The following is an 18,542-nucleotide window of genomic DNA, read 5'->3' as shown; positions in this document are numbered from 1 at the left end:
GAAAGCCGTGATGCATCGAATGGATATGTACTCAGTGGTGTTTGGAATATTTCAGTGGCGGCAGTAACATTGTCAGGTCAGCGGCAAGCGCAAAATCTGACGTAAACCCTTGCCATGCAACGGCTTGGCAATAAAATCAGAATCCGTGCTTCGTTTATTGACCATCTTGTGGTATAAAATGCGCCGCTTTGCGGGTATAGCCCGCAGAGCACAAACCCACACACGTGTCGACACGATGACCTGGGTGCCTTCAGCTTTGAAGCTGCTGGTTGGTCGTTGGGATACGTGGAGGCCTAACCCGACTTATTAAGGAACTATCATGTCCCAAGTCAATATGCGCGATATGCTGAAGGCCGGTGTGCACTTCGGTCACCAAACCCGTTACTGGAACCCGAAGATGGGTAAATACATCTTTGGCGCGCGTAACAAGATCCATATCATCAACCTTGAAAAAACCCTGCCAATGTTCAACGAAGCTCTGACTTTCGTAGAGCGTCTGGCCCAGGGCAAAAACAAGATTCTGTTCGTCGGCACCAAGCGTTCCGCTGGCAAGATCGTTGCTGAAGAAGCAGCACGTTGCGGTTCGCCGTACGTGGATCACCGCTGGTTGGGCGGCATGCTCACCAACTTCAAAACCATTCGTGCTTCGATCAAGCGTCTGCGTGACCTTGAAATCCAGGCAGAAGACGGTACTTTCGCCAAGCTGACCAAGAAAGAGGCGCTGATGCGCACTCGCGATCTGCAGAAGCTGGATCGTAGCCTGGGTGGTATCAAGGACATGGGCGGTCTGCCAGACGCTCTGTTCGTTATCGACGTTGACCACGAGCGTATCGCGATCACCGAAGCTAACAAGTTGGGTATCCCGGTAATCGGCGTTGTCGATACCAACAGCAGCCCAGAAGGTGTTGACTACATCATCCCGGGTAACGATGACGCAATCCGCGCTATCCAGCTGTACATGGGTGCGATGGCTGATGCTGTGATCAAAGGCCGTAACCACGTTGCTGGCGGCACCGACGTTTTCGTCGAAGAAGCTCCAGCTGCAGCGGTAGTTGAAGGCTGAGTAATTAACGCCTAGCGTTTACTCAGTACGCAAAAAGGGGGCTTGGCCCCCTTTTTGCCACCTCGAAATCCATTTGTTGTAACCATGTTTGTCGTATCTGTATCAGATGGCGACCTGCACAGTTGATTCGGGGTGCGCTTCAAACGAATTGAACGCCCGTTCGGTCGGGTGGAATGGTTGAAAACCTATCCAAGAGGAATTTTGAAATGGCAGAGATTACTGCAGCGTTGGTTAAAGAACTGCGTGAGCGTACTGGCGAAGGCATGATGGATTGCAAGAAAGCCTTGACCAAGGCTGGCGGCGACATCGAAAAAGCCATTGATGACATGCGTGCTTCGGGCGCCATCAAGGCAGCCAAAAAAGCAGGCAACGTTGCTGCTGAAGGCGCTATCGCAGTTAAAGTTGCGGACGACAACAAGTCGGCCGTCATTCTTGAAGTCAACTCGCAAACCGACTTCCTGGCTCTGCAAGAAGACTTCAAAAACTTCGTCGCTGCCAGCGTTGAAAAAGCGTTTGCTGACAAACTGACCGACGCAGCTCCGCTGATCGCCGCTCAAGAAGAAGCTCGTCTGATTCTGGTTGGTAAAGTAGGCGAGAACGTTAACATTCGTCGCCTGGCGCGCATCGAAGGTGACGTTGTTGACGCTTACCTGCACGGCAACAAGATCGGTGTTGTAGTGGCTCTGAAAGGCGGCAACGCTGAGCTGGCTCGTGACATCGCCATGCACGTAGCTGCAAGCAACCCTGAGTTCCTGCTGCCATCGCAAGTTTCCGCTGATGCTATCGAACGCGAAAAAACCGTGTTCATGAGCCTCAACGAAGACAAGATCAAAGGCAAGCCAGCAGAAATCGTTGAAAAAATGGTTGCCGGTCGCATCAGCAAGTTCCTGGCCGAAGCCAGCCTGGTTGAGCAAGCTTTCGTTAAGAATCCGGAAATCAAAGTCGGCGACCTGGCCAAGAAAGCCGGCGCTGAAATCGTTTCCTTCACTTACTTCAAAGTAGGTGATGGCATCGAGAAGCCAGTTGATGACTTCGCTGCAGAAGTTGCTGCACAAGTGGCTGCAAGCAAGCAATAAGACGGTTTACAACTGTCGACCCGAAGAGGCTGCCCGCTCACGCGCGCAGCCTCTTTTCAAATGGGAGGGGTTTTTCCCTTCTCGACGGAACCGGTTTGCAAAATCGTGTTCCGATGGTGCTGCTGTGCAGTACCACAGCTAGAGTATGCGCAGGCTGCAAAATGGCCTCGCACAGATTTTTAATAAAACGCGGCAGGAGAGATTCGCAATGGCTCAGCAGGGCAGTGGTTATCAAGCTCGCTATAAACGCATTCTACTCAAGCTAAGCGGCGAAGCCCTGATGGGCTCTGAAGAGTTCGGGATCGACCCCAAAGTACTCGACCGCATGGCGCTGGAAGTGGGCCAGTTGGTCGGCATCGGCGTTCAGGTAGGATTGGTAATTGGTGGTGGCAACCTGTTCCGTGGTGCTGCATTGAGCGCCGCCGGTATGGACCGTGTAACGGGCGACCATATGGGCATGCTGGCTACCGTGATGAACGCCCTGGCCATGCGCGATGCGCTGGAACGTGCGAATATCTCTGCCATCGTTATGTCGGCTATTTCCATGGTTGGCGTGACCGATCATTACGATCGTCGTAAGGCCATGCGCCATCTCAATGCCAAGGATGTGGTGATTTTCGCTGCGGGTACCGGTAATCCATTCTTTACGACGGATTCGGCGGCCTGCTTGCGCGCCATTGAAATCGACGCTGATGTGGTGCTCAAGGCAACCAAGGTTGACGGCGTGTATACCGCAGATCCATTCAAAGATCCCCATGCCGAGAAGTTCGATCATCTGACTTACGATGAAGTTCTGGATCGCAAACTGGGTGTGATGGACCTGACGGCTATCTGTCTGTGCCGCGACCACAAAATGCCATTGCGTGTATTTAATATGAACAAGCCTGGCGCCCTGCTTAATATTGTCCATGGCGGTGCTGAAGGCACTCTGATCGAGGAAGGTCAACAATGATCAACGAAATCAAGAAAGACGCTCAAACGCGCATGCAGAAATCGCTGGAATCCCTGGCCCATTCATTTGGCCAGATTCGTACCGGCAAGGCCCACCCAAGCATCCTGGGCAGCGTGATGGTGCCTTACTACGGCTCGGATACTCCGATCAGCCAGGTAGCCAACATCACGGTTAAAGATTCGCGCACCCTGCAAGTTGTTGCATTCGAGCGCAACATGCTTGGCGCAGTAGACAAGGCAATCCAGAGCGCGGGCCTGAACCTCAATCCGACCAACCTGGGCGAATTGTTGCTGATCTCCATGCCAGCTCTGACTGAAGAAACCCGTAAGGTTTTCGCCAAGCAGGCTCGTGACGCAGCTGAAGATGCGCGTATTGCCGTGCGCAATATCCGTCGTGACGCGTTGAGCCAGTTGAAAGACCTGGTCAAGGAAAAGGAAATCAGCGAAGACGAAGAGCGTCGTGCTGCTGATGACATTCAGAAGCTGACCGACAAGGCCGTGGCTGATATTGAAGTGGCCACCAAGCAGAAAGAAGCGGACCTGATGGCCGTATAAGGGTCAGGGCGTTTTATGGAAAAGACGAAGCAGGCTGATCCGTCATCTGTTCCGCGACATGTCGCGATCATCATGGACGGTAATAATCGCTGGGCGAAAAAACGCTTTATGCCGGGTGTTGCCGGGCATAAAGCAGGTGTGGATGCAGTTCGTGCGGTCATTGAGGTGTGTGTCGAGGCCAAGGTCGAGGTACTCACCCTGTTCGCGTTCTCCAGTGAAAACTGGCGGCGTCCTGCGGCTGAAGTCAGTGCCTTGATGGATTTATTCTTCAGGGCACTGCGTCGTGAGGCCAAGCGCCTCAACGAAAACGAGATCAGTCTGCGGATCATCGGCGACCGCTCACGCTTTCATCCCGACTTGCAAAAGGCGATGCGTGAAGCGGAAGAAATGACGGTGGGCGAAGGTCGCTTTGTCTTGCAGATTGCCGCTAACTACGGTGGTCAGTGGGACATTGCCCAGGCTGCGCAGCAACTGGCGCGTCAAGTCCAGGCAGGCCACTTGCAGCCTGAGGACATTTCGCCGGAGTTGCTGCAAACCTGTCTGGTAACGGGCGATCTGCCTTTGCCTGACCTGTGTATTCGCACCGGTGGCGAGCATCGCATCAGCAATTTCTTGCTGTGGCAGCTCGCCTATTCCGAGTTGTACTTCTCCGACCTGTTCTGGCCGGACTTCAAACACGAGGCCATGCGTCATGCATTGGCTGATTTCGCTTCTCGCCAGCGCCGCTTCGGTAAAACGAGCGAGCAGGTTGAGGCTGGAGCCCGGATTTAATGCTTAAACAACGAATCATCACTGCACTTATCTTGCTGCCAATTGCCTTGTGCGGCTTTTTCCTGCTTGAGGGTAGCGGCTTTGCGCTGTTTATAGGCCTGGTCGTTACCTTGGGGGCCTGGGAGTGGGCCCGTCTTGCAGGTTTTGAGGCTCAATCTGCACGGGTTTTATTTGCAGCGGTAGTGGCCTTGCTGCTCTTTGGTTTGCACATTTTTCCTGATCTGGCGCCGTGGGTGCTGGGTGCGGCGGTGTTGTGGTGGGCGCTGGCAACCTTTCTGGTGCTGACCTTTCCGCAATCCGCTGTGCATTGGTCGAGTATTGCAACCAAGCTGGTGATTGGCCTGTTGATCCTGTTGCCAGCCTGGCAAGGTCTGGTTTTGATCAAGGCGATGCCGTTGGGCAATTGGCTGATCATGGCAGTGATGGTTCTGGTGTGGGGCGCAGATATCGGCGCTTATTTTTCAGGTCGCAAATTTGGCAAGCGCAAGCTCGCCCCTAAAGTCAGCCCGGGTAAAAGCTGGGAAGGTGTTTTTGGCGGTCTGTTACTGAGCCTGCTGATCACCGCTGCAGTAGGTATTGTGCGTGACTGGAGCGCCTCACAGATGTTTGCTGCGCTGGTAGGTGCTGCCTTGATCGTACTGATTTCGGTGGTGGGTGACCTCACAGAGAGCATGTTCAAGCGCCAGGCCGGTGTTAAAGACAGCAGTAACCTGCTGCCGGGCCATGGTGGTGTTCTGGATCGCATCGACAGCCTGACGGCGGCGATCCCTGTATTTGCTGTATTGCTGTGGATGGCTGCCTCATGAGTCGTCCACAACAGATTACTGTTCTGGGGGCTACGGGTTCCATTGGCCTGAGTACCCTGGATGTTATTGCGCGTCACCCTGATCGTTATCAGGTATTTGCCCTGAGTGGCTACAGTCGTCTCGCCGAGTTACTGGCCTTGTGCATCAAGCACAGGCCTCAGGTTGCTGTGGTGCCCCATGAAGGTGCTGCCGTCCAGTTGCAGGCAGATCTGCGCGCTGCCGGGCTCAACACCGAGGTGTTGGTGGGTGAGGAGGGCTTGTGCCAGGTGTCGTCTGCCCCTGAAGTCGACTCGGTGATGGCGGCAATCGTCGGTGCTGCAGGTCTGCGCCCGACGCTGGCAGCGGTCAATGCCGGCAAGAAGATCCTGTTGGCCAACAAAGAAGCGCTGGTGATGACGGGCGACCTGTTCATGCAGGCTGTGCGTCGCAGCGGTTCGGTTTTGCTGCCTATCGACAGTGAACACAACGCGATCTTCCAGTGCTTGCCGCAAGACTTTGCGCGGGGACTGGGTAATGTGGGCGTTCGTCGCATTTTGCTGACGGCGTCTGGTGGCCCTTTCCGTGAAACACCGCTGGCAGAGCTTGAGCACGTCACGCCGGATCAAGCCTGCGCTCATCCCAATTGGTCGATGGGGCGCAAGATTTCCGTAGATTCTGCGAGCATGATGAACAAGGGGCTGGAGCTGATCGAGGCGTGCTGGTTGTTCGATGCCCGGCCGGATCAAGTTGAAGTGGTGATTCATCCGCAGAGCGTGATTCATTCATTGGTTGATTACGTGGATGGCTCGGTACTGGCGCAGTTGGGTAATCCGGATATGCGAACACCGATTTCCAATGCCCTGGCCTGGCCTGAGCGTATTGATTCGGGTGTTGCACCACTGGATCTTTTTGCGGTCGCGCGGCTGGACTTCGAGCGTCCTGACGAGCAACGTTTCCCTTGTTTGCGTTTGGCTCGAGAGGCTGCGCTGGCAGGCAATAGCGCCCCGGCGATGCTCAATGCGGCAAACGAGGTGGCAGTGGCTGCCTTTTTGGACGGGCGCATCCGTTACCCACAGATCGCCCGTATCATCGAAGATGTATTGAATAGCGAGCCTGTGGTTGCCGTAGATGAATTGGAAGCGGTATTTGCCGCTGACGGCAAAGCCCGGATGCTGGCTGAACAGTGGTTGAGTCGTAACGGCTAAAAGTGGTGATTGCCGGACCCGGACAGAATCGCGGAGAAAGTAGATGAGCGCACTCTATATGATTGTTGGCACCCTGGTGGCATTGGGGGTGCTGGTCACTTTTCATGAATTCGGTCACTTTTGGGTGGCGCGTCGTTGCGGCGTCAAGGTTCTGCGTTTCTCCGTGGGCTTCGGTACGCCTTTGCTGCGCTGGCATGATCGCCAGGGCACCGAGTTTGTTGTCGCAGCCATACCGTTGGGTGGCTACGTAAAAATGCTCGACGAGCGCGAAGGCGAAGTACCGGCCGACCAGCTCGACCAGTCTTTCAATCGCAAGACCGTGGGTCAGCGCATTGCCATCGTCGCGGCGGGGCCAATTGCCAACTTCATGTTGGCGATGGCCTTTTTCTGGGTGCTGGCAATGATGGGCAGCCAGCAAGTGCGCCCTGTCATTGGTTCGGTAGAAAGCGGCAGTCTGGCGGCCCAGGCCGGTTTGGCAGCGGGTCAGGAAATCATTTCCATTGATGGCGAGCCGACGACGGGCTGGTCCAACGTTAATCTGCAACTGGTTCGCCGTCTGGGTGAGAGCGGTTCTCTGCAGGTTGTTGTGAGTGAGCCGGGCTCCACCGCCCAGGCGTCGCATCAGCTGGTATTAAAAGATTGGCTCAAGGGCGCTGACGAACCGAACCCGATCACCTCTCTGGGGATTCATCCGTGGCGCCCCGAGTTGCCTGCGGTTCTGGCGGAGCTGGATCCGAAAGGTCCTGCCCAGGCTGCCGGGCTTAAAGCTGGCGACAAACTGCTGGCGATGAACGATCAGGCTATCAAGGATTGGCAGCAAGTCGTGGACTGGGTGCGTGTGCGTCCAGGCAGTCGTGTTGTGCTGCACGTCGAGCGCGATGGCGTCCCTGTTGATATTCCTGTCACGCTGGCTGCTCGGGGCGAAGGCAAGGACGCTACGGGTTACCTGGGAGCCGGGGTTAAAGGTGTCGACTGGCCACCAGCGATGATCCGGGAGGTCAGTTACGGCCCGCTTGCTGCAATCGGGGAAGGGGCAAAACGTACCTGGACCATGAGCATATTGACGCTCGACTCACTCAAGAAAATGTTGTTCGGTGAGCTCTCGGTAAAAAACTTGAGTGGACCGATAACCATTGCTAAAGTGGCGGGCGCTTCTGCCCAGTCGGGTGTTGCGGATTTCCTGAATTTTCTGGCTTATCTGAGCATAAGCCTGGGGGTTCTGAACTTGTTGCCCATACCAGTACTGGATGGGGGGCATTTGTTGTTTTATCTGATCGAGTGGGCGCGTGGTCGTCCCTTGTCGGATCGGGTGCAGGGTTGGGGAATGCAGATCGGTATCAGTTTGGTGGTCGGGGTGATGTTGCTTGCCTTGATCAACGATTTGGGCCGTCTGTAAACGCTTCGCTGAATTGCGAATCTGCCGCATTTTGCGGCAGTTTGTTTATTGCCAGTTGGAATAAGAAAGGACTTCATGAAACGTCTGCTGCTAACTGCGGTTCTCGCCGTACTGATGATCGCCGAAGTTCACGCCGAGTCCTTCACTATCTCTGATATCCGTGTCAACGGGCTCCAGCGGGTTTCCGCCGGTAGCGTGTTTGGTGCGTTGCCCCTGAACGTGGGTGAGGTAGCGGATGACCGCCGTTTGGTGGAATCCACTCGTGCGTTGTTCAAAACCGGGTTCTTTCAGGATATCCAACTGGGTCGTGATGGCAACGTGCTTGTTATCACGGTTGTCGAGCGTCCTTCTGTCTCCAGCATCACCATTGACGGGAACAAGGCGATCTCCACTGATGACCTGATGAAAGGTCTTAAACAGTCGGGGCTGGCCGAAGGTGAAATTTTCCAGCGCGCTACCCTTGAAGGTGTGCGTAACGAACTGCAACGTCAGTATGTTGCCCAGGGCCGCTACTCGGCGACTGTCGACACCGAAGTGGTGTCCGAGCCGCGTAACCGCGTTGCCTTGAAGGTCAACATCAACGAAGGCACTGTTGCCGCTATCCAGCACATCAACGTGGTGGGCAACACGGTTTTCCCGGAATCTGACCTGGTTGACCTGTTCGAGCTCAAAACCACGAACTGGTTGTCGTTCTTCAAGAACGACGACAAGTACGCACGTGAAAAACTGTCGGGTGACCTTGAGCGCCTGCGCTCTTACTACCTCGATCGTGGCTATATCAATATGGATATCGCTTCGACCCAGGTTTCGATCACTCCCGACAAGAAAAGCGTCTACATCACCGTCAACGTGAATGAAGGCGAGAAATACAACGTCGGCGAAGTGAAACTGAGCGGTGACCTCAAGGTTCCGGAAGACCAGATCAAGTCGCTGTTGCTTGTTCAGCCGGGCCAGGTGTTCTCGCGCAAGCTGATGACCACCACCTCCGAGCTGATTACCCGTCGCCTGGGTAACGAGGGTTACACCTTCGCCAACGTTAACGGCGTACCTCAGCCAAACCCTGAAAATCACACCGTTGCCATCACCTTTGTGGTTGATCCGGGCAAGCGTGCTTACGTAAACCGCATCAACTACCGCGGTAACACCAAGTCGGAAGACGAAGTGCTGCGTCGCGAAATGCGTCAGATGGAAGGTGGCTGGGCGTCGACTTACCTGATTGATCAGTCCAAGGTCCGCCTCGAGCGCCTGGGCTTCTTCAAAGAAGTGAACGTCGAAACCCCGGCAGTGCCGGGTACTGACGATATGGTGGACGTAAACTACGCAGTTGAAGAACAGGCGTCGGGTTCGATCACTGCAAGCGTCGGTTTTGCCCAGAGCGCCGGTTTGATCCTTGGCGGCTCGATCACCCAGAACAACTTCCTGGGTACGGGTAACAAGGTCAGCCTTGGTTTGACGCGCAGCGAATACCAGAGCCGCTACAACTTCAGCTACGTTGATCCGTACTGGACTGCTGATGGCGTGAGCCTGGGTTACAACGCGTTCTACCGCACCACCGACTACAAAGATCTCGACGTTGACGTAGCAAACTACTCGGTGGACAGCCTGGGCGCTGGTATCACCATGGGCTACCCGATCAGCGACACATCGCGTCTGACCTACGGCTTGACTGTGCAGCAGGATGAAATCAGCACGGGTCAGTACACCGTTGACGAGATTTTCGACTTCGTAAACCGTGAAGGTGACAAGTACCTCAACTTCAAGGCGTCGGTTGGCTGGTCTGAGTCGACCCTGAACAAAGGGGTATTGCCAACTCGCGGCAGCTCGCAGAGCCTGGTGCTCGAGACGACAATCCCGGGCAGCGACCTGCAGTTCTACAAACTTGATTATCGCGCCCAGTTGTTCCAGCCGTTGACCGATACCTACACCATGCGTTTGCACACAGAGTTGGGCTATGGTGATGGTTACGGTTCGACTGCGGGCTTGCCGTTCTACGAGAACTACTACGCCGGTGGTTTCAACTCGGTACGTGGCTTCAAGGACAGCGCTCTTGGCCCTCGCAGTACGCCAAGTACCGGTAAAAACCCGGGCACCATTGCTGACCCGGACCAGGACCCGCTGCCATTTGGTGGTAACGTGCTGATCCAGGGTGGTGTCGAGGTTCTGTTCCCTATGCCGTTTGTGAAAGACCAGCGTTCCCTGCGTACCTCCGTGTTCTGGGATGTGGGTAACGTGTTTGACACCAACTGCAAGGGCGAAACCAAGGATTGCGATATCAGCTTCAGCAATATGGCCAGTTCTGTTGGTGTTGGTGTGACCTGGGTGACTGCGCTTGGCCCGTTGAGCTTTAGCTTGGCCATGCCGATCAAGAAACCGGATGACGCAGACACTCAAGTGTTCCAATTCTCCCTCGGCCAGACTTTCTAAAGCCTGACCTTAGATACAGACAACGGATTTTTTAGGAGTGCATCGTGCGTAAGTTGACTCAATTGGTTCTCCTGGCTTCGGTTTTGGTAGCTGGCCCGGCTTTCGCCGATATGAAAATTGCCGTACTGAACTATCAGATGGCTTTGCTTGAATCGGACGCTGCCAAGCGTTATGCCGTAGATGCCGAGAAGAAATTTGGCCCGCAACTGACCAAGCTCAAAAGCCTGGAAAGCAGCGCCAAAGGTATTCAGGACCGCCTGGTGAAGGGCGGCGACAAAATGCAGCAGGGCGAGCGTGAGCGTCTGGAGCTTGAATTCAAGCAAAAGGCCCGTGACTTCCAGTTCCAGTCCAAGGAACTGAACGAAGCCAAAGCCGTTGCTGACCGCGAAATGCTGAAACAGCTGAAGCCAAAACTGGACAGCGCTGTTGAAGAAGTCATCAAAAAAGGCGCCTTTGACCTGGTATTCGAGCGTGGTGCTGTGATTGATGTTAAGCCTCAGTACGACATCACTCGCCAAGTTATCGAGCGCATGAACCAGCTGAAGTAATTATGACTGCGACTATAAAACTCGGCCAATTGGCCGAGTTCCTCGGCGCCACCTTGCGTGGCTCTGCGGAGAAAGAAATCACTGGGCTAGCCACTTTGCAAGAGGCTGGCCCAGCTCAGTTGAGCTTTCTGGCCAACCCCCAGTACCGGAAATTTCTCGTCGATTGCCAGGCTGGAGCTGTATTGCTCAAGGCTGCTGACGCCGAAGAGTATGTCGGTGATGCCCTGGTTGTACCTGATCCTTACCTGGCATATGCACGCATCTCCCATCTGTTCGATCCCAAGCCCAAGGCGGCTGCCGGCGTTCATCCATCGGCGGTCATTGCTGCTGACGCGGTGGTTGACCCTGCGGCGAGCATTGGTGCTTTTGCCGTGATCGAAAGCGGTGCTCGCATCGCTGCCGGTGTCACGGTCGGGCCTCATTGCTTCATCGGGGCTCGTTGCGAAATTGGCGAAGGCGGCTGGCTGGCTCCACGAGTGACGCTCTATCACGATGTCCGCATCGGCAAGCGAGTCGTCATTCAATCGGGTGCTGTGCTGGGAGGCGAAGGTTTTGGCTTTGCCAATGAGAAGGGTGTTTGGCAAAAAATTGCGCAAATCGGTGGCGTGACCATCGGTGATGATGTCGAAATCGGTGTCAATACCGCTATCGATCGCGGTGCTTTGGCTGACACGCTGATCGGTAATGGCGTCAAGCTGGACAACCAGATCCAGATCGCGCACAACGTTCAGATCGGTGACCATACGGCTATGGCCGCCTGTGTAGGGATTTCCGGTAGCACTAAAATCGGCAAGCACTGCATGTTGGCGGGGGGTGTCGGTTTGGTGGGGCACATTGAAATTTGTGACAATGTGTTCTTGACTGGCATGACGATGGTGACCCACTCGATTACCGAGCCTGGCGCCTACTCTTCCGGCACCGCCATGCAGCCAGCCGCTGAGTGGCGCAAAAGTGCGGCACGTATTCGTCAGTTGGACGATATAGCCCGGCGGTTGAAACAACTGGAAAAGCGCGTCGGTAAGTGACCCCCGACGGTAATGCTTCTTCAAAAGGCTAATACAATTTCCATATCAAGCATGCAGAGCCTCTGGTTTGCTTCCTTGATTTGCTAGAGGAGCGCGCCTTAGTCGCGCGCGCCCAATCTTTATTACAGGCTTCCCCACGAAATGATGGACATCAACGAGATTCGCGAATATCTGCCCCACCGTTACCCGTTCCTGCTGGTGGACCGAGTGGTGGATCTGGATGTCGAGAACAAGCGCATTCGTGCCTACAAGAATGTCAGCATCAACGAGCCATTTTTCAACGGTCACTTCCCGGCGCACCCGATCATGCCCGGTGTATTGATCATTGAAGCCATGGCTCAGGCTGCTGGCATCCTTGGCTTCAAGATGATGGACCTCAAGCCGGCTGACGGTACGCTCTACTACTTCGTAGGCTCCGACAAACTACGCTTCCGTCAACCTGTGCTGCCAGGTGATCAACTGATCCTGGAGGCCAAGTTCCTGAGCTGCAAACGCTCCATCTGGAAGTTTGAATGCCAGGCAACGGTTGATGGCAAGCCGGTATGCTCAGCTGAAATTATCTGTGCGGAACGCAAACTATGAGTTTGATTGACCCTCGCGCAATCATCGATCCGACGGCCATTTTGGCCGACGACGTCGAGGTCGGCCCTTGGTCGATCGTCGGCGCTGGTGTGGAAATCGGCGAGGGGACAGTGATTGGGCCGCATGTAATTCTCAAAGGCCCAACCAAAATCGGTAAGCACAATCGCATCTACCAGTTTTCTTCGGTAGGTGAAGACACTCCTGATCTCAAGTACAAGGGGGAGGAAACTCGCCTGGTGATCGGTGACCATAACGTTATTCGTGAAGGGGTCACTATTCATCGCGGAACGATTCAGGACCGTGCCGAAACTACCCTGGGCGATCACAATCTGGTGATGGCTTATGCTCACATCGGCCATGACAGCGTCATCGGCAACCATTGCATTCTGGTCAATAACGCCGCGTTGGCGGGTCATGTGCATATGGGAGATTGGGCGATCCTGTCAGGTTTCACGCTGGTTCATCAGTTCTGCCACATTGGTGCCCACAGCTTTTCGGGCATGGGTACTGCAATCGGCAAGGATGTGCCTGCGTTCGTGACCGTGTTTGGCAGTCCTGCCGAAGCACGCAGCATGAACTTCGAAGGTATGCGTCGTCGCGGCTTCAGTGAAGATGCCATTCATGCGTTGCGTCGTGCCTACAAAGTGGTTTATCGCCAGGGCTTGACCGTTGACCAGGCGCTCGCCGAGCTGGCTGAGCCTGCGGTGCAGTTCCCGGAAGTTGCCATGTTTGTAGAGTCCATTCGTTCTTCCTCCCGCGGCATTACGCGCTAGTCATGGCCAGATTGCGTATCGCGCTGGTGGCGGGAGAGGCCTCGGGCGACATTTTGGGCTCAGGATTGATGAGAGCGCTCAAGGCTCAGCATTCTGATATCGAATTTATCGGCGTTGGCGGTCCATTGATGGAAGCTGAGGGCATGAGCTCCTACTTCCCGATGGAGCGTCTGTCGGTAATGGGCCTGGTCGAAGTGTTGGGTCGTCTGCGAGAACTGCTTAAGCGCCGCAAACTCCTTGTCCAGACCCTGATCGCCGAAAAACCCGATGTGTTTATCGGTATCGATGCGCCCGATTTCACCCTCAATATTGAACTTCAATTGCGCCGTGCCGGGATCAAGACCGTGCATTACGTCAGCCCGTCCGTATGGGCGTGGCGTCAGAAGCGAGTGCTGAAAATTCGCGAAGGTTGCGATTTGATGCTGACGCTGCTGCCGTTTGAAGCCAAATTCTACGAAGAGCACGGCGTGCCCGTGCGCTTCGTTGGTCATTCATTGGCCGACACTATCCCCCTTGAAGCCGATAAAACCGGTGCCCGAGCCGAGTTGGGCCTGTCTGACGGGCCGTTGGTCGCCTTGATGCCGGGCAGCCGCGGCGGAGAAGTGGGCAAGCTGGGCGGTCTGTTTCTCGATGCAGCGCAGATAATTCGAGAGGCCCGGCCAGATGTGCATTTTGTATTGCCATGCGCGAGCGCCGCACGTCGCGAGCAGATCGAGCAGATGCTGGTGGGGCGTGATCTGCCGCTGACCTTGCTTGACGGTCAATCCCATCTGGCACTGGCGGCCTGTGATGCGGTATTGATTGCATCCGGTACCGCGACGCTTGAGGCCTTGCTCTACAAACGGCCAATGGTGGTGGCTTATCGCCTTGCACGTCTGACGTTCTGGATCCTCAAGCGGCTGGTCAAAAGCCCTTACGTGTCCCTGCCCAATTTGCTGGCTCAGCGCATGTTGGTGCCCGAGCTCTTGCAGGATGCCGCCACGCCTGAGGCGCTGGCCCGCACGTTGCTGCCTTTGCTCGAGGGTGGCGAAGAGCAGACCCGCGGCTTTGACGAAATTCATCGTACATTGCGTCTCGACGCTTCCAATCAGGCCGCTAAAGCGGTACTGGACCTGATTGCACAATCCAAATGAGTAAAGTAACCATGCAAATCGGGTTGGATTTCAATCTGGTCGAAGACCTCGTGGCCGGTGTCGACGAAGTGGGGCGCGGCCCATTGTGCGGCGCTGTCGTGACGGCGGCCGTTATTCTTGACCCCAACCGGCCTATAGCCGGGCTCAACGACTCGAAAAAACTCACCGAGGCCCGTCGCGAAAAGCTGTACGACGAAATCCGTGAAAAGGCTTTGAGCTGGTGTATTGCCCGGGCCGAAGTTGAAGAAATCGATGAGCTGAATATTTTGCACGCCACGATGCTGGCCATGCAGCGCGCTGTCGAAGGGCTGAGCATTACCCCTAAACTGGCGATGATCGACGGTAATCGCTGCCCCAAGCTGACAATGCCTTCTGAGGCTGTGGTGAAGGGTGATAGCAAGGTGCCTGCGATTGCGGCAGCATCGATTTTGGCCAAGGTCAGTCGTGACCGTGAAATGGCTGCCTTTGAGCTGCAATACCCGGGCTATGGGATTGGTGGGCACAAGGGGTATCCAACGGCTGTTCACCTCGAAGCGCTTGAGCGTCTGGGCCCGACACCGATTCACCGGCGTTCGTTTGGCCCGGTTCGTCGTGCGTATGAGGCGCTTGAAGGTCTTGCCAAGGTTTAGCCGCAAGGCTGATGTTTTTGCCAAGGCCCGGTACAATCCGGGCCTTGTTGTTTCTCAAAGCTTATAGACAGGATCACCATGCCGGCTTCATTCGTTCACCTGCGCCTGCACACTGAATATTCCCTGGTCGATGGCCTGGTGCGGATCAAACCGCTGATCAAAACCCTAGCTGGCATGAATATGCCCGCTGTTGCGGTGACCGATCAGAACAACATGTGCTCCCTGGTCAAGTTCTATAAGGCCGCCATGGGGGGCGGGATCAAGCCGATCAGTGGTGCGGACCTGTGGCTGTCGAACAAGGATCCGGAAAACCCGCTCAGCCGAATCAGCCTGCTGGCAATGAACCCGTTGGGTTATCGCAACCTGACCGAGCTTATTTCCCGTGGTTACATCGATGGCCAGCGTAATGGCCAGGTCATCATTGAGCGCGAATGGGTTGCCGAGGCTGCAGAAGGCCTGATCATGTTGTCGGCGGCGAAAGAGGGCGAGATTGGCGTCGCGCTGATCAGTGGCAACACTGAAGAAGCCGAGGCCCTGGCCCGCGAATGGATGGCGGTGTTCCCGGATCGTTTCTACATCGAAGTTCAGCGCACCAAGCGTCCCAACGATGAAGAGCATCTGCATGCTGCCGTCGCCCTGGCGGACAAAATTGGCGCGCCACTGGTTGCGACCAACGATGTGCGTTTCATCAAGCAGCAGGATTTCGAAGCCCACGAAACCCGTGTTTGCATCGGTGAAGGCCGGGCGCTGGATGACCCGCGCCGTTCAAAGAATTACAGCGATCAGCAGTATCTGAAAAGCGCCGAGGAAATGGCCGAGCTGTTCAGTGACTTGCCTGAGGCGCTGGCAAACACGGTTGAAATTGCCAAGCGCTGCAATATCGAAGTGAAGCTGGGTACTCACTTTTTGCCCAACTTTCCGATTCCCGATGGCATGACCATCGATGAGTATTTCCGCAAGGTGTCGTTTGATGGTCTGGAAGACCGTCTGAGCGTTCTGCTGCCCAGGGACACCACCGAGGATTACGACGCCAAGCGGCAGGTGTATGTCGACCGGCTGAATTTCGAGCTGGATATCATCATCCAGATGGGGTTCCCGGGCTACTTCCTGATCGTGATGGACTTTATCCAGTGGGCCAAGAGCAACGGCGTACCTGTGGGGCCGGGCCGTGGATCGGGTGCCGGATCGCTGGTGGCCTATGTGCAGAAGATTACTGACCTCGACCCGCTGGAATATGACTTGCTGTTCGAGCGATTCCTTAACCCGGAACGGGTATCGATGCCCGACTTCGACGTCGACTTCTGCATGGACGGTCGTGACCGGGTGATCGAGTATGTGGCCGAAAAATATGGCCGCAACGCTGTAAGCCAGATCATCACGTTTGGTTCGATGGCTGCCAAGGCGGTAATCCGTGACGTGGCGCGGGTGCAGGGCAAGTCTTACGGCCTGGCGGATCGTCTGTCGAAGATGATTCCTTTTGAAGTCGGCATGACGCTTGAAAAAGCCTTTGAGCAAGAAGAAATCCTGCGTGACTTCATCAAGGTCGATGAGGAAGCCGCTGAAATCTGGGAAATGGCCCGCAAACTTGAAGGCGTTGTGCGTAACGTCGGCAAGCACGCCGGTGGTGTGGTTATTGCGCCGACCAAACTGACCGACTTCTCGCCGATTTACTGCGATGAAGAGGGCGGCGGTCTGGTTACCCAGTTCGATAAAGATGACGTTGAGTCTGCCGGCCTGGTGAAGTTCGACTTCCTGGGTCTGCGGACCCTGACGGTTATTGACTGGGCGCTGAAAACCATCAACCGCGATCGCGCCAAGGTTGATGAGCCGCCACTGGATATCGCCTTTATCCCGCTCGACGACAAGCCGACGTATCAATTGCTGCAAAAGGCCGAGACCACTGCGGTGTTCCAGCTTGAGTCGCGCGGCATGAAAGAGCTGATCAAAAAGCTCAAGCCCGACTGCCTGGAAGACTTGATCGCACTGGTGGCCCTGTTCCGTCCGGGTCCGCTGCAGTCCGGCATGGTTGATGACTTTATCAACCGCAAGCACGGTCGCGCCGAATTGGCGTACCCGCATTCCGACTATCAGTACGAAGGTCTCAAGCCAGTCTTGGCGCCGACCTACGGCATCATCCTGTACCAGGAACAGGTGATGCAGATTGCCCAGGTCATGGCCGGTTATACCCTCGGCGGCGCCGACATGCTGCGTCGGGCAATGGGTAAGAAAAAACCCGAAGAAATGGCCAAGCAGCGCGGCGGTTTTATTGAAGGTTGTGCCAACAACAACATTGATGGCGACCTGGCCGGTAACATTTTTGACCTGGTAGAGAAATTCGCCGGTTACGGATTCAACAAATCCCACTCCGCTGCCTACGGCCTGGTGTCGTACCAGACTGCCTGGCTGAAAACCCACTACCCGGCACCTTTCATGGCCGCGGTACTGTCGGCGGATATGCATAACACCGACAAGGTCGTGATCCTGATCGAAGAAATTCGCAGCATGAAGCTGCGTCTGGACGCGCCGGACGTGAACGCCTCGGAGTTCAAATTCACCGTAAACGATGAAGGCCGGATCATTTACGGCCTTGGGGCGATCAAGGGTGTTGGCGAGGGGCCTGTAGAGGCCATCACCGAAGCGCGTCAGGACGGTCCGTTCACGGATCTGTTCGATTTCTGTGCCCGGGTTGACCTCAAGCGCATCAACAAGCGCACACTCGACGGTCTGATTCGAAGTGGTGCACTGGACCGTCTTGGGCCGTTCTTTCATGACGAGCCCAAAGCCTGGCAAGCCAGCATCGACCAGAACCGCGCGGTGTTGTTGTCGGCCCTGGAAGAAGCAATCAAGGCTGCCGAACAAACCGCGCGCACCCATGACAGCGGTCACGCCGACCTGTTTGGCGGGTTGTTTGTCGAAGTGGACGCAGACGTCTACGCCAATCACCGCAAGGCCAAGGAACTGACGCTCAAGGAGCGACTCAAAGGCGAGAAGGACACGTTGGGCCTGTACCTGACCGGTCATCCAATTGACGAATATGAAGGCGAAATCCGTCGTTTTGCGCGTCAGCGCATTATTGATCTCAAGCCTGCGCGCGATACTCAGACCGTTGCCGGGATGATCATTGCGTTGCGGGTGATGAAGAACAAAAAAGGCGACAAGATGGGCTTTATCACCCTCGACGACCGGTCGGCGCGTATCGAAGCCTCGCTGTTTGCCGAGGCCTTCCATTCGGCACAGTCATTGTTGCAGACCGATGCGATGGTGGTGGTCGAAGGGGAGGTCAGTAATGATGACTTCTCTGGCGGGCTGCGCCTGAGGGTCAAGCGGGTGATGAGCATGGAAGATGCCCGCACCAGCCTGGCCGAGAGCTTGCGCCTGAAAGTGAATCGGGCTGCACTCAAGGGCGATCAGTTGCGCTGGTTGGGCGAATTGTTCAAGAAACATCGTGGTGCGTGCCCGATCACCATGGATTACACCGGCGAAGACGCCAAGGCCATGTTGCAGTTTGGCGAGACCTGGCGGATCGATCCGGCAGACAGCTTGATTCAAGCCCTGCGTGACCAGTTCGGGCGAGACAACGTCTTCCTCCAATACCGTTGACGGTCAGGGGCTACAGCTGCGCCCTG

At 55.6% G+C, this 18,542-nt stretch carries 15 protein-coding genes and 1 pseudogene; all 16 read left to right on the top strand.

The window, feature by feature from the left end:
- The first annotated feature begins 319 nt into the window (after positions 1–319).
- The 16 genes and pseudogenes from rpsB (at position 320) to dnaE (ending at position 18,516) form a co-directional block, all read left to right on the top strand.
- On the top strand, positions 320–1,063 hold the full coding sequence (rpsB, locus tag KO536_RS08075) for a 30S ribosomal protein S2 (RefSeq protein WP_016781981.1): 744 nt from the start codon (positions 320–322) through the stop codon (positions 1,061–1,063).
- 206 nt (positions 1,064–1,269) lie between these two features.
- Positions 1,270–2,139, top strand: a complete 870-nt coding sequence (gene tsf, locus KO536_RS08070; protein WP_133077728.1) for a translation elongation factor Ts — start codon at positions 1,270–1,272, stop codon at positions 2,137–2,139.
- Positions 2,140–2,347: 208 nt separating this feature from the next.
- Positions 2,348–3,091, top strand: a complete 744-nt coding sequence (gene pyrH / locus KO536_RS08065; RefSeq protein WP_003440426.1) for a UMP kinase — start codon at positions 2,348–2,350, stop codon at positions 3,089–3,091.
- Complete coding sequence (frr, locus tag KO536_RS08060) at positions 3,088–3,645, top strand: ribosome recycling factor (RefSeq protein ID WP_019822187.1); 558 nt, start codon at positions 3,088–3,090, stop codon at positions 3,643–3,645. The genes pyrH and frr overlap by 4 nt, the downstream gene beginning before the upstream one ends.
- Before the next feature lie 15 nt (positions 3,646–3,660).
- Positions 3,661–4,416, top strand: coding sequence for a polyprenyl diphosphate synthase (uppS, locus tag KO536_RS08055; RefSeq protein WP_133077727.1), 756 nt, complete (start codon positions 3,661–3,663; stop codon positions 4,414–4,416).
- On the top strand, positions 4,416–5,222 hold the full coding sequence (locus KO536_RS08050) for a phosphatidate cytidylyltransferase (RefSeq protein WP_219261625.1): 807 nt from the start codon (positions 4,416–4,418) through the stop codon (positions 5,220–5,222). Before uppS ends, KO536_RS08050 begins: the two co-directional genes overlap by 1 nt.
- Positions 5,219–6,406: a 1-deoxy-D-xylulose-5-phosphate reductoisomerase gene (gene ispC, locus KO536_RS08045; RefSeq protein ID WP_133077725.1), complete on the top strand. Its 1,188-nt coding sequence runs from the start codon at positions 5,219–5,221 to the stop codon at positions 6,404–6,406. The genes KO536_RS08050 and ispC overlap by 4 nt, the downstream gene beginning before the upstream one ends.
- A gap of 43 nt (positions 6,407–6,449) precedes the next feature.
- Complete coding sequence (gene rseP / locus KO536_RS08040; RefSeq protein WP_219261624.1) at positions 6,450–7,802, top strand: sigma E protease regulator RseP; 1,353 nt, start codon at positions 6,450–6,452, stop codon at positions 7,800–7,802.
- A 75-nt stretch (positions 7,803–7,877) separates the two neighbouring features.
- Positions 7,878–10,226, top strand: coding sequence for an outer membrane protein assembly factor BamA (bamA, locus tag KO536_RS08035; protein ID WP_133077723.1), 2,349 nt, complete (start codon positions 7,878–7,880; stop codon positions 10,224–10,226).
- 44 nt (positions 10,227–10,270) lie between these two features.
- Entirely contained in the window at positions 10,271–10,774 is a 504-nt protein-coding gene (locus KO536_RS08030) for an OmpH family outer membrane protein (RefSeq protein ID WP_003440444.1), read from the top strand.
- Between the two features lie 2 nt (positions 10,775–10,776).
- Positions 10,777–11,831, top strand: a pseudogene (lpxD, locus tag KO536_RS08025) (UDP-3-O-(3-hydroxymyristoyl)glucosamine N-acyltransferase).
- 109 nt (positions 11,832–11,940) lie between these two features.
- Positions 11,941–12,381: a 3-hydroxyacyl-ACP dehydratase FabZ gene (fabZ, locus tag KO536_RS08020; RefSeq protein WP_016781990.1), complete on the top strand. Its 441-nt coding sequence runs from the start codon at positions 11,941–11,943 to the stop codon at positions 12,379–12,381.
- The gene (gene lpxA, locus KO536_RS08015; protein WP_133077721.1) at positions 12,378–13,154 is read left to right on the top strand and encodes an acyl-ACP--UDP-N-acetylglucosamine O-acyltransferase; all 777 of its coding nucleotides are present in this window, start codon (positions 12,378–12,380) and stop codon (positions 13,152–13,154) included. Before fabZ ends, lpxA begins: the two co-directional genes overlap by 4 nt.
- A gap of 2 nt (positions 13,155–13,156) precedes the next feature.
- The gene (gene lpxB / locus KO536_RS08010) at positions 13,157–14,287 is read left to right on the top strand and encodes a lipid-A-disaccharide synthase (RefSeq protein WP_219261622.1); all 1,131 of its coding nucleotides are present in this window, start codon (positions 13,157–13,159) and stop codon (positions 14,285–14,287) included.
- An 11-nt stretch (positions 14,288–14,298) separates the two neighbouring features.
- Complete coding sequence (rnhB, locus tag KO536_RS08005; RefSeq protein ID WP_133077719.1) at positions 14,299–14,916, top strand: ribonuclease HII; 618 nt, start codon at positions 14,299–14,301, stop codon at positions 14,914–14,916.
- Positions 14,917–14,994: 78 nt separating this feature from the next.
- The gene (gene dnaE / locus KO536_RS08000; RefSeq protein ID WP_133077718.1) at positions 14,995–18,516 is read left to right on the top strand and encodes a DNA polymerase III subunit alpha; all 3,522 of its coding nucleotides are present in this window, start codon (positions 14,995–14,997) and stop codon (positions 18,514–18,516) included.
- The last annotated feature ends 26 nt before the right edge of the window (positions 18,517–18,542 follow it).

The sequence above is a fragment of the Pseudomonas sp. NKUCC02_KPG genome, from assembly GCF_019345465.1.
In the GTDB taxonomy this organism is placed as follows: domain Bacteria; phylum Pseudomonadota; class Gammaproteobacteria; order Pseudomonadales; family Pseudomonadaceae; genus Aquipseudomonas.
Note: the sequence above shows the minus strand (reverse complement) of the source record. Positions and strands in the feature narration are given on the sequence as shown.

Coding starts and splice junctions, on each gene's coding strand:
- fabZ (WP_016781990.1), top strand. CDS start 11,941: ATGATGGACATCAACGAGATTCGCGAATATCTGCCCCACCGTTACCCG.
- KO536_RS08050 (WP_219261625.1), top strand. CDS start 4,416: ATGCTTAAACAACGAATCATCACTGCACTTATCTTGCTGCCAATTGCC.
- tsf (WP_133077728.1), top strand. CDS start 1,270: ATGGCAGAGATTACTGCAGCGTTGGTTAAAGAACTGCGTGAGCGTACT.
- uppS (WP_133077727.1), top strand. CDS start 3,661: ATGGAAAAGACGAAGCAGGCTGATCCGTCATCTGTTCCGCGACATGTC.
- pyrH (WP_003440426.1), top strand. CDS start 2,348: ATGGCTCAGCAGGGCAGTGGTTATCAAGCTCGCTATAAACGCATTCTA.
- rseP (WP_219261624.1), top strand. CDS start 6,450: ATGAGCGCACTCTATATGATTGTTGGCACCCTGGTGGCATTGGGGGTG.
- lpxA (WP_133077721.1), top strand. CDS start 12,378: ATGAGTTTGATTGACCCTCGCGCAATCATCGATCCGACGGCCATTTTG.
- lpxB (WP_219261622.1), top strand. CDS start 13,157: ATGGCCAGATTGCGTATCGCGCTGGTGGCGGGAGAGGCCTCGGGCGAC.
- ispC (WP_133077725.1), top strand. CDS start 5,219: ATGAGTCGTCCACAACAGATTACTGTTCTGGGGGCTACGGGTTCCATT.
- bamA (WP_133077723.1), top strand. CDS start 7,878: ATGAAACGTCTGCTGCTAACTGCGGTTCTCGCCGTACTGATGATCGCC.
- frr (WP_019822187.1), top strand. CDS start 3,088: ATGATCAACGAAATCAAGAAAGACGCTCAAACGCGCATGCAGAAATCG.
- dnaE (WP_133077718.1), top strand. CDS start 14,995: ATGCCGGCTTCATTCGTTCACCTGCGCCTGCACACTGAATATTCCCTG.
- rpsB (WP_016781981.1), top strand. CDS start 320: ATGTCCCAAGTCAATATGCGCGATATGCTGAAGGCCGGTGTGCACTTC.
- rnhB (WP_133077719.1), top strand. CDS start 14,299: ATGCAAATCGGGTTGGATTTCAATCTGGTCGAAGACCTCGTGGCCGGT.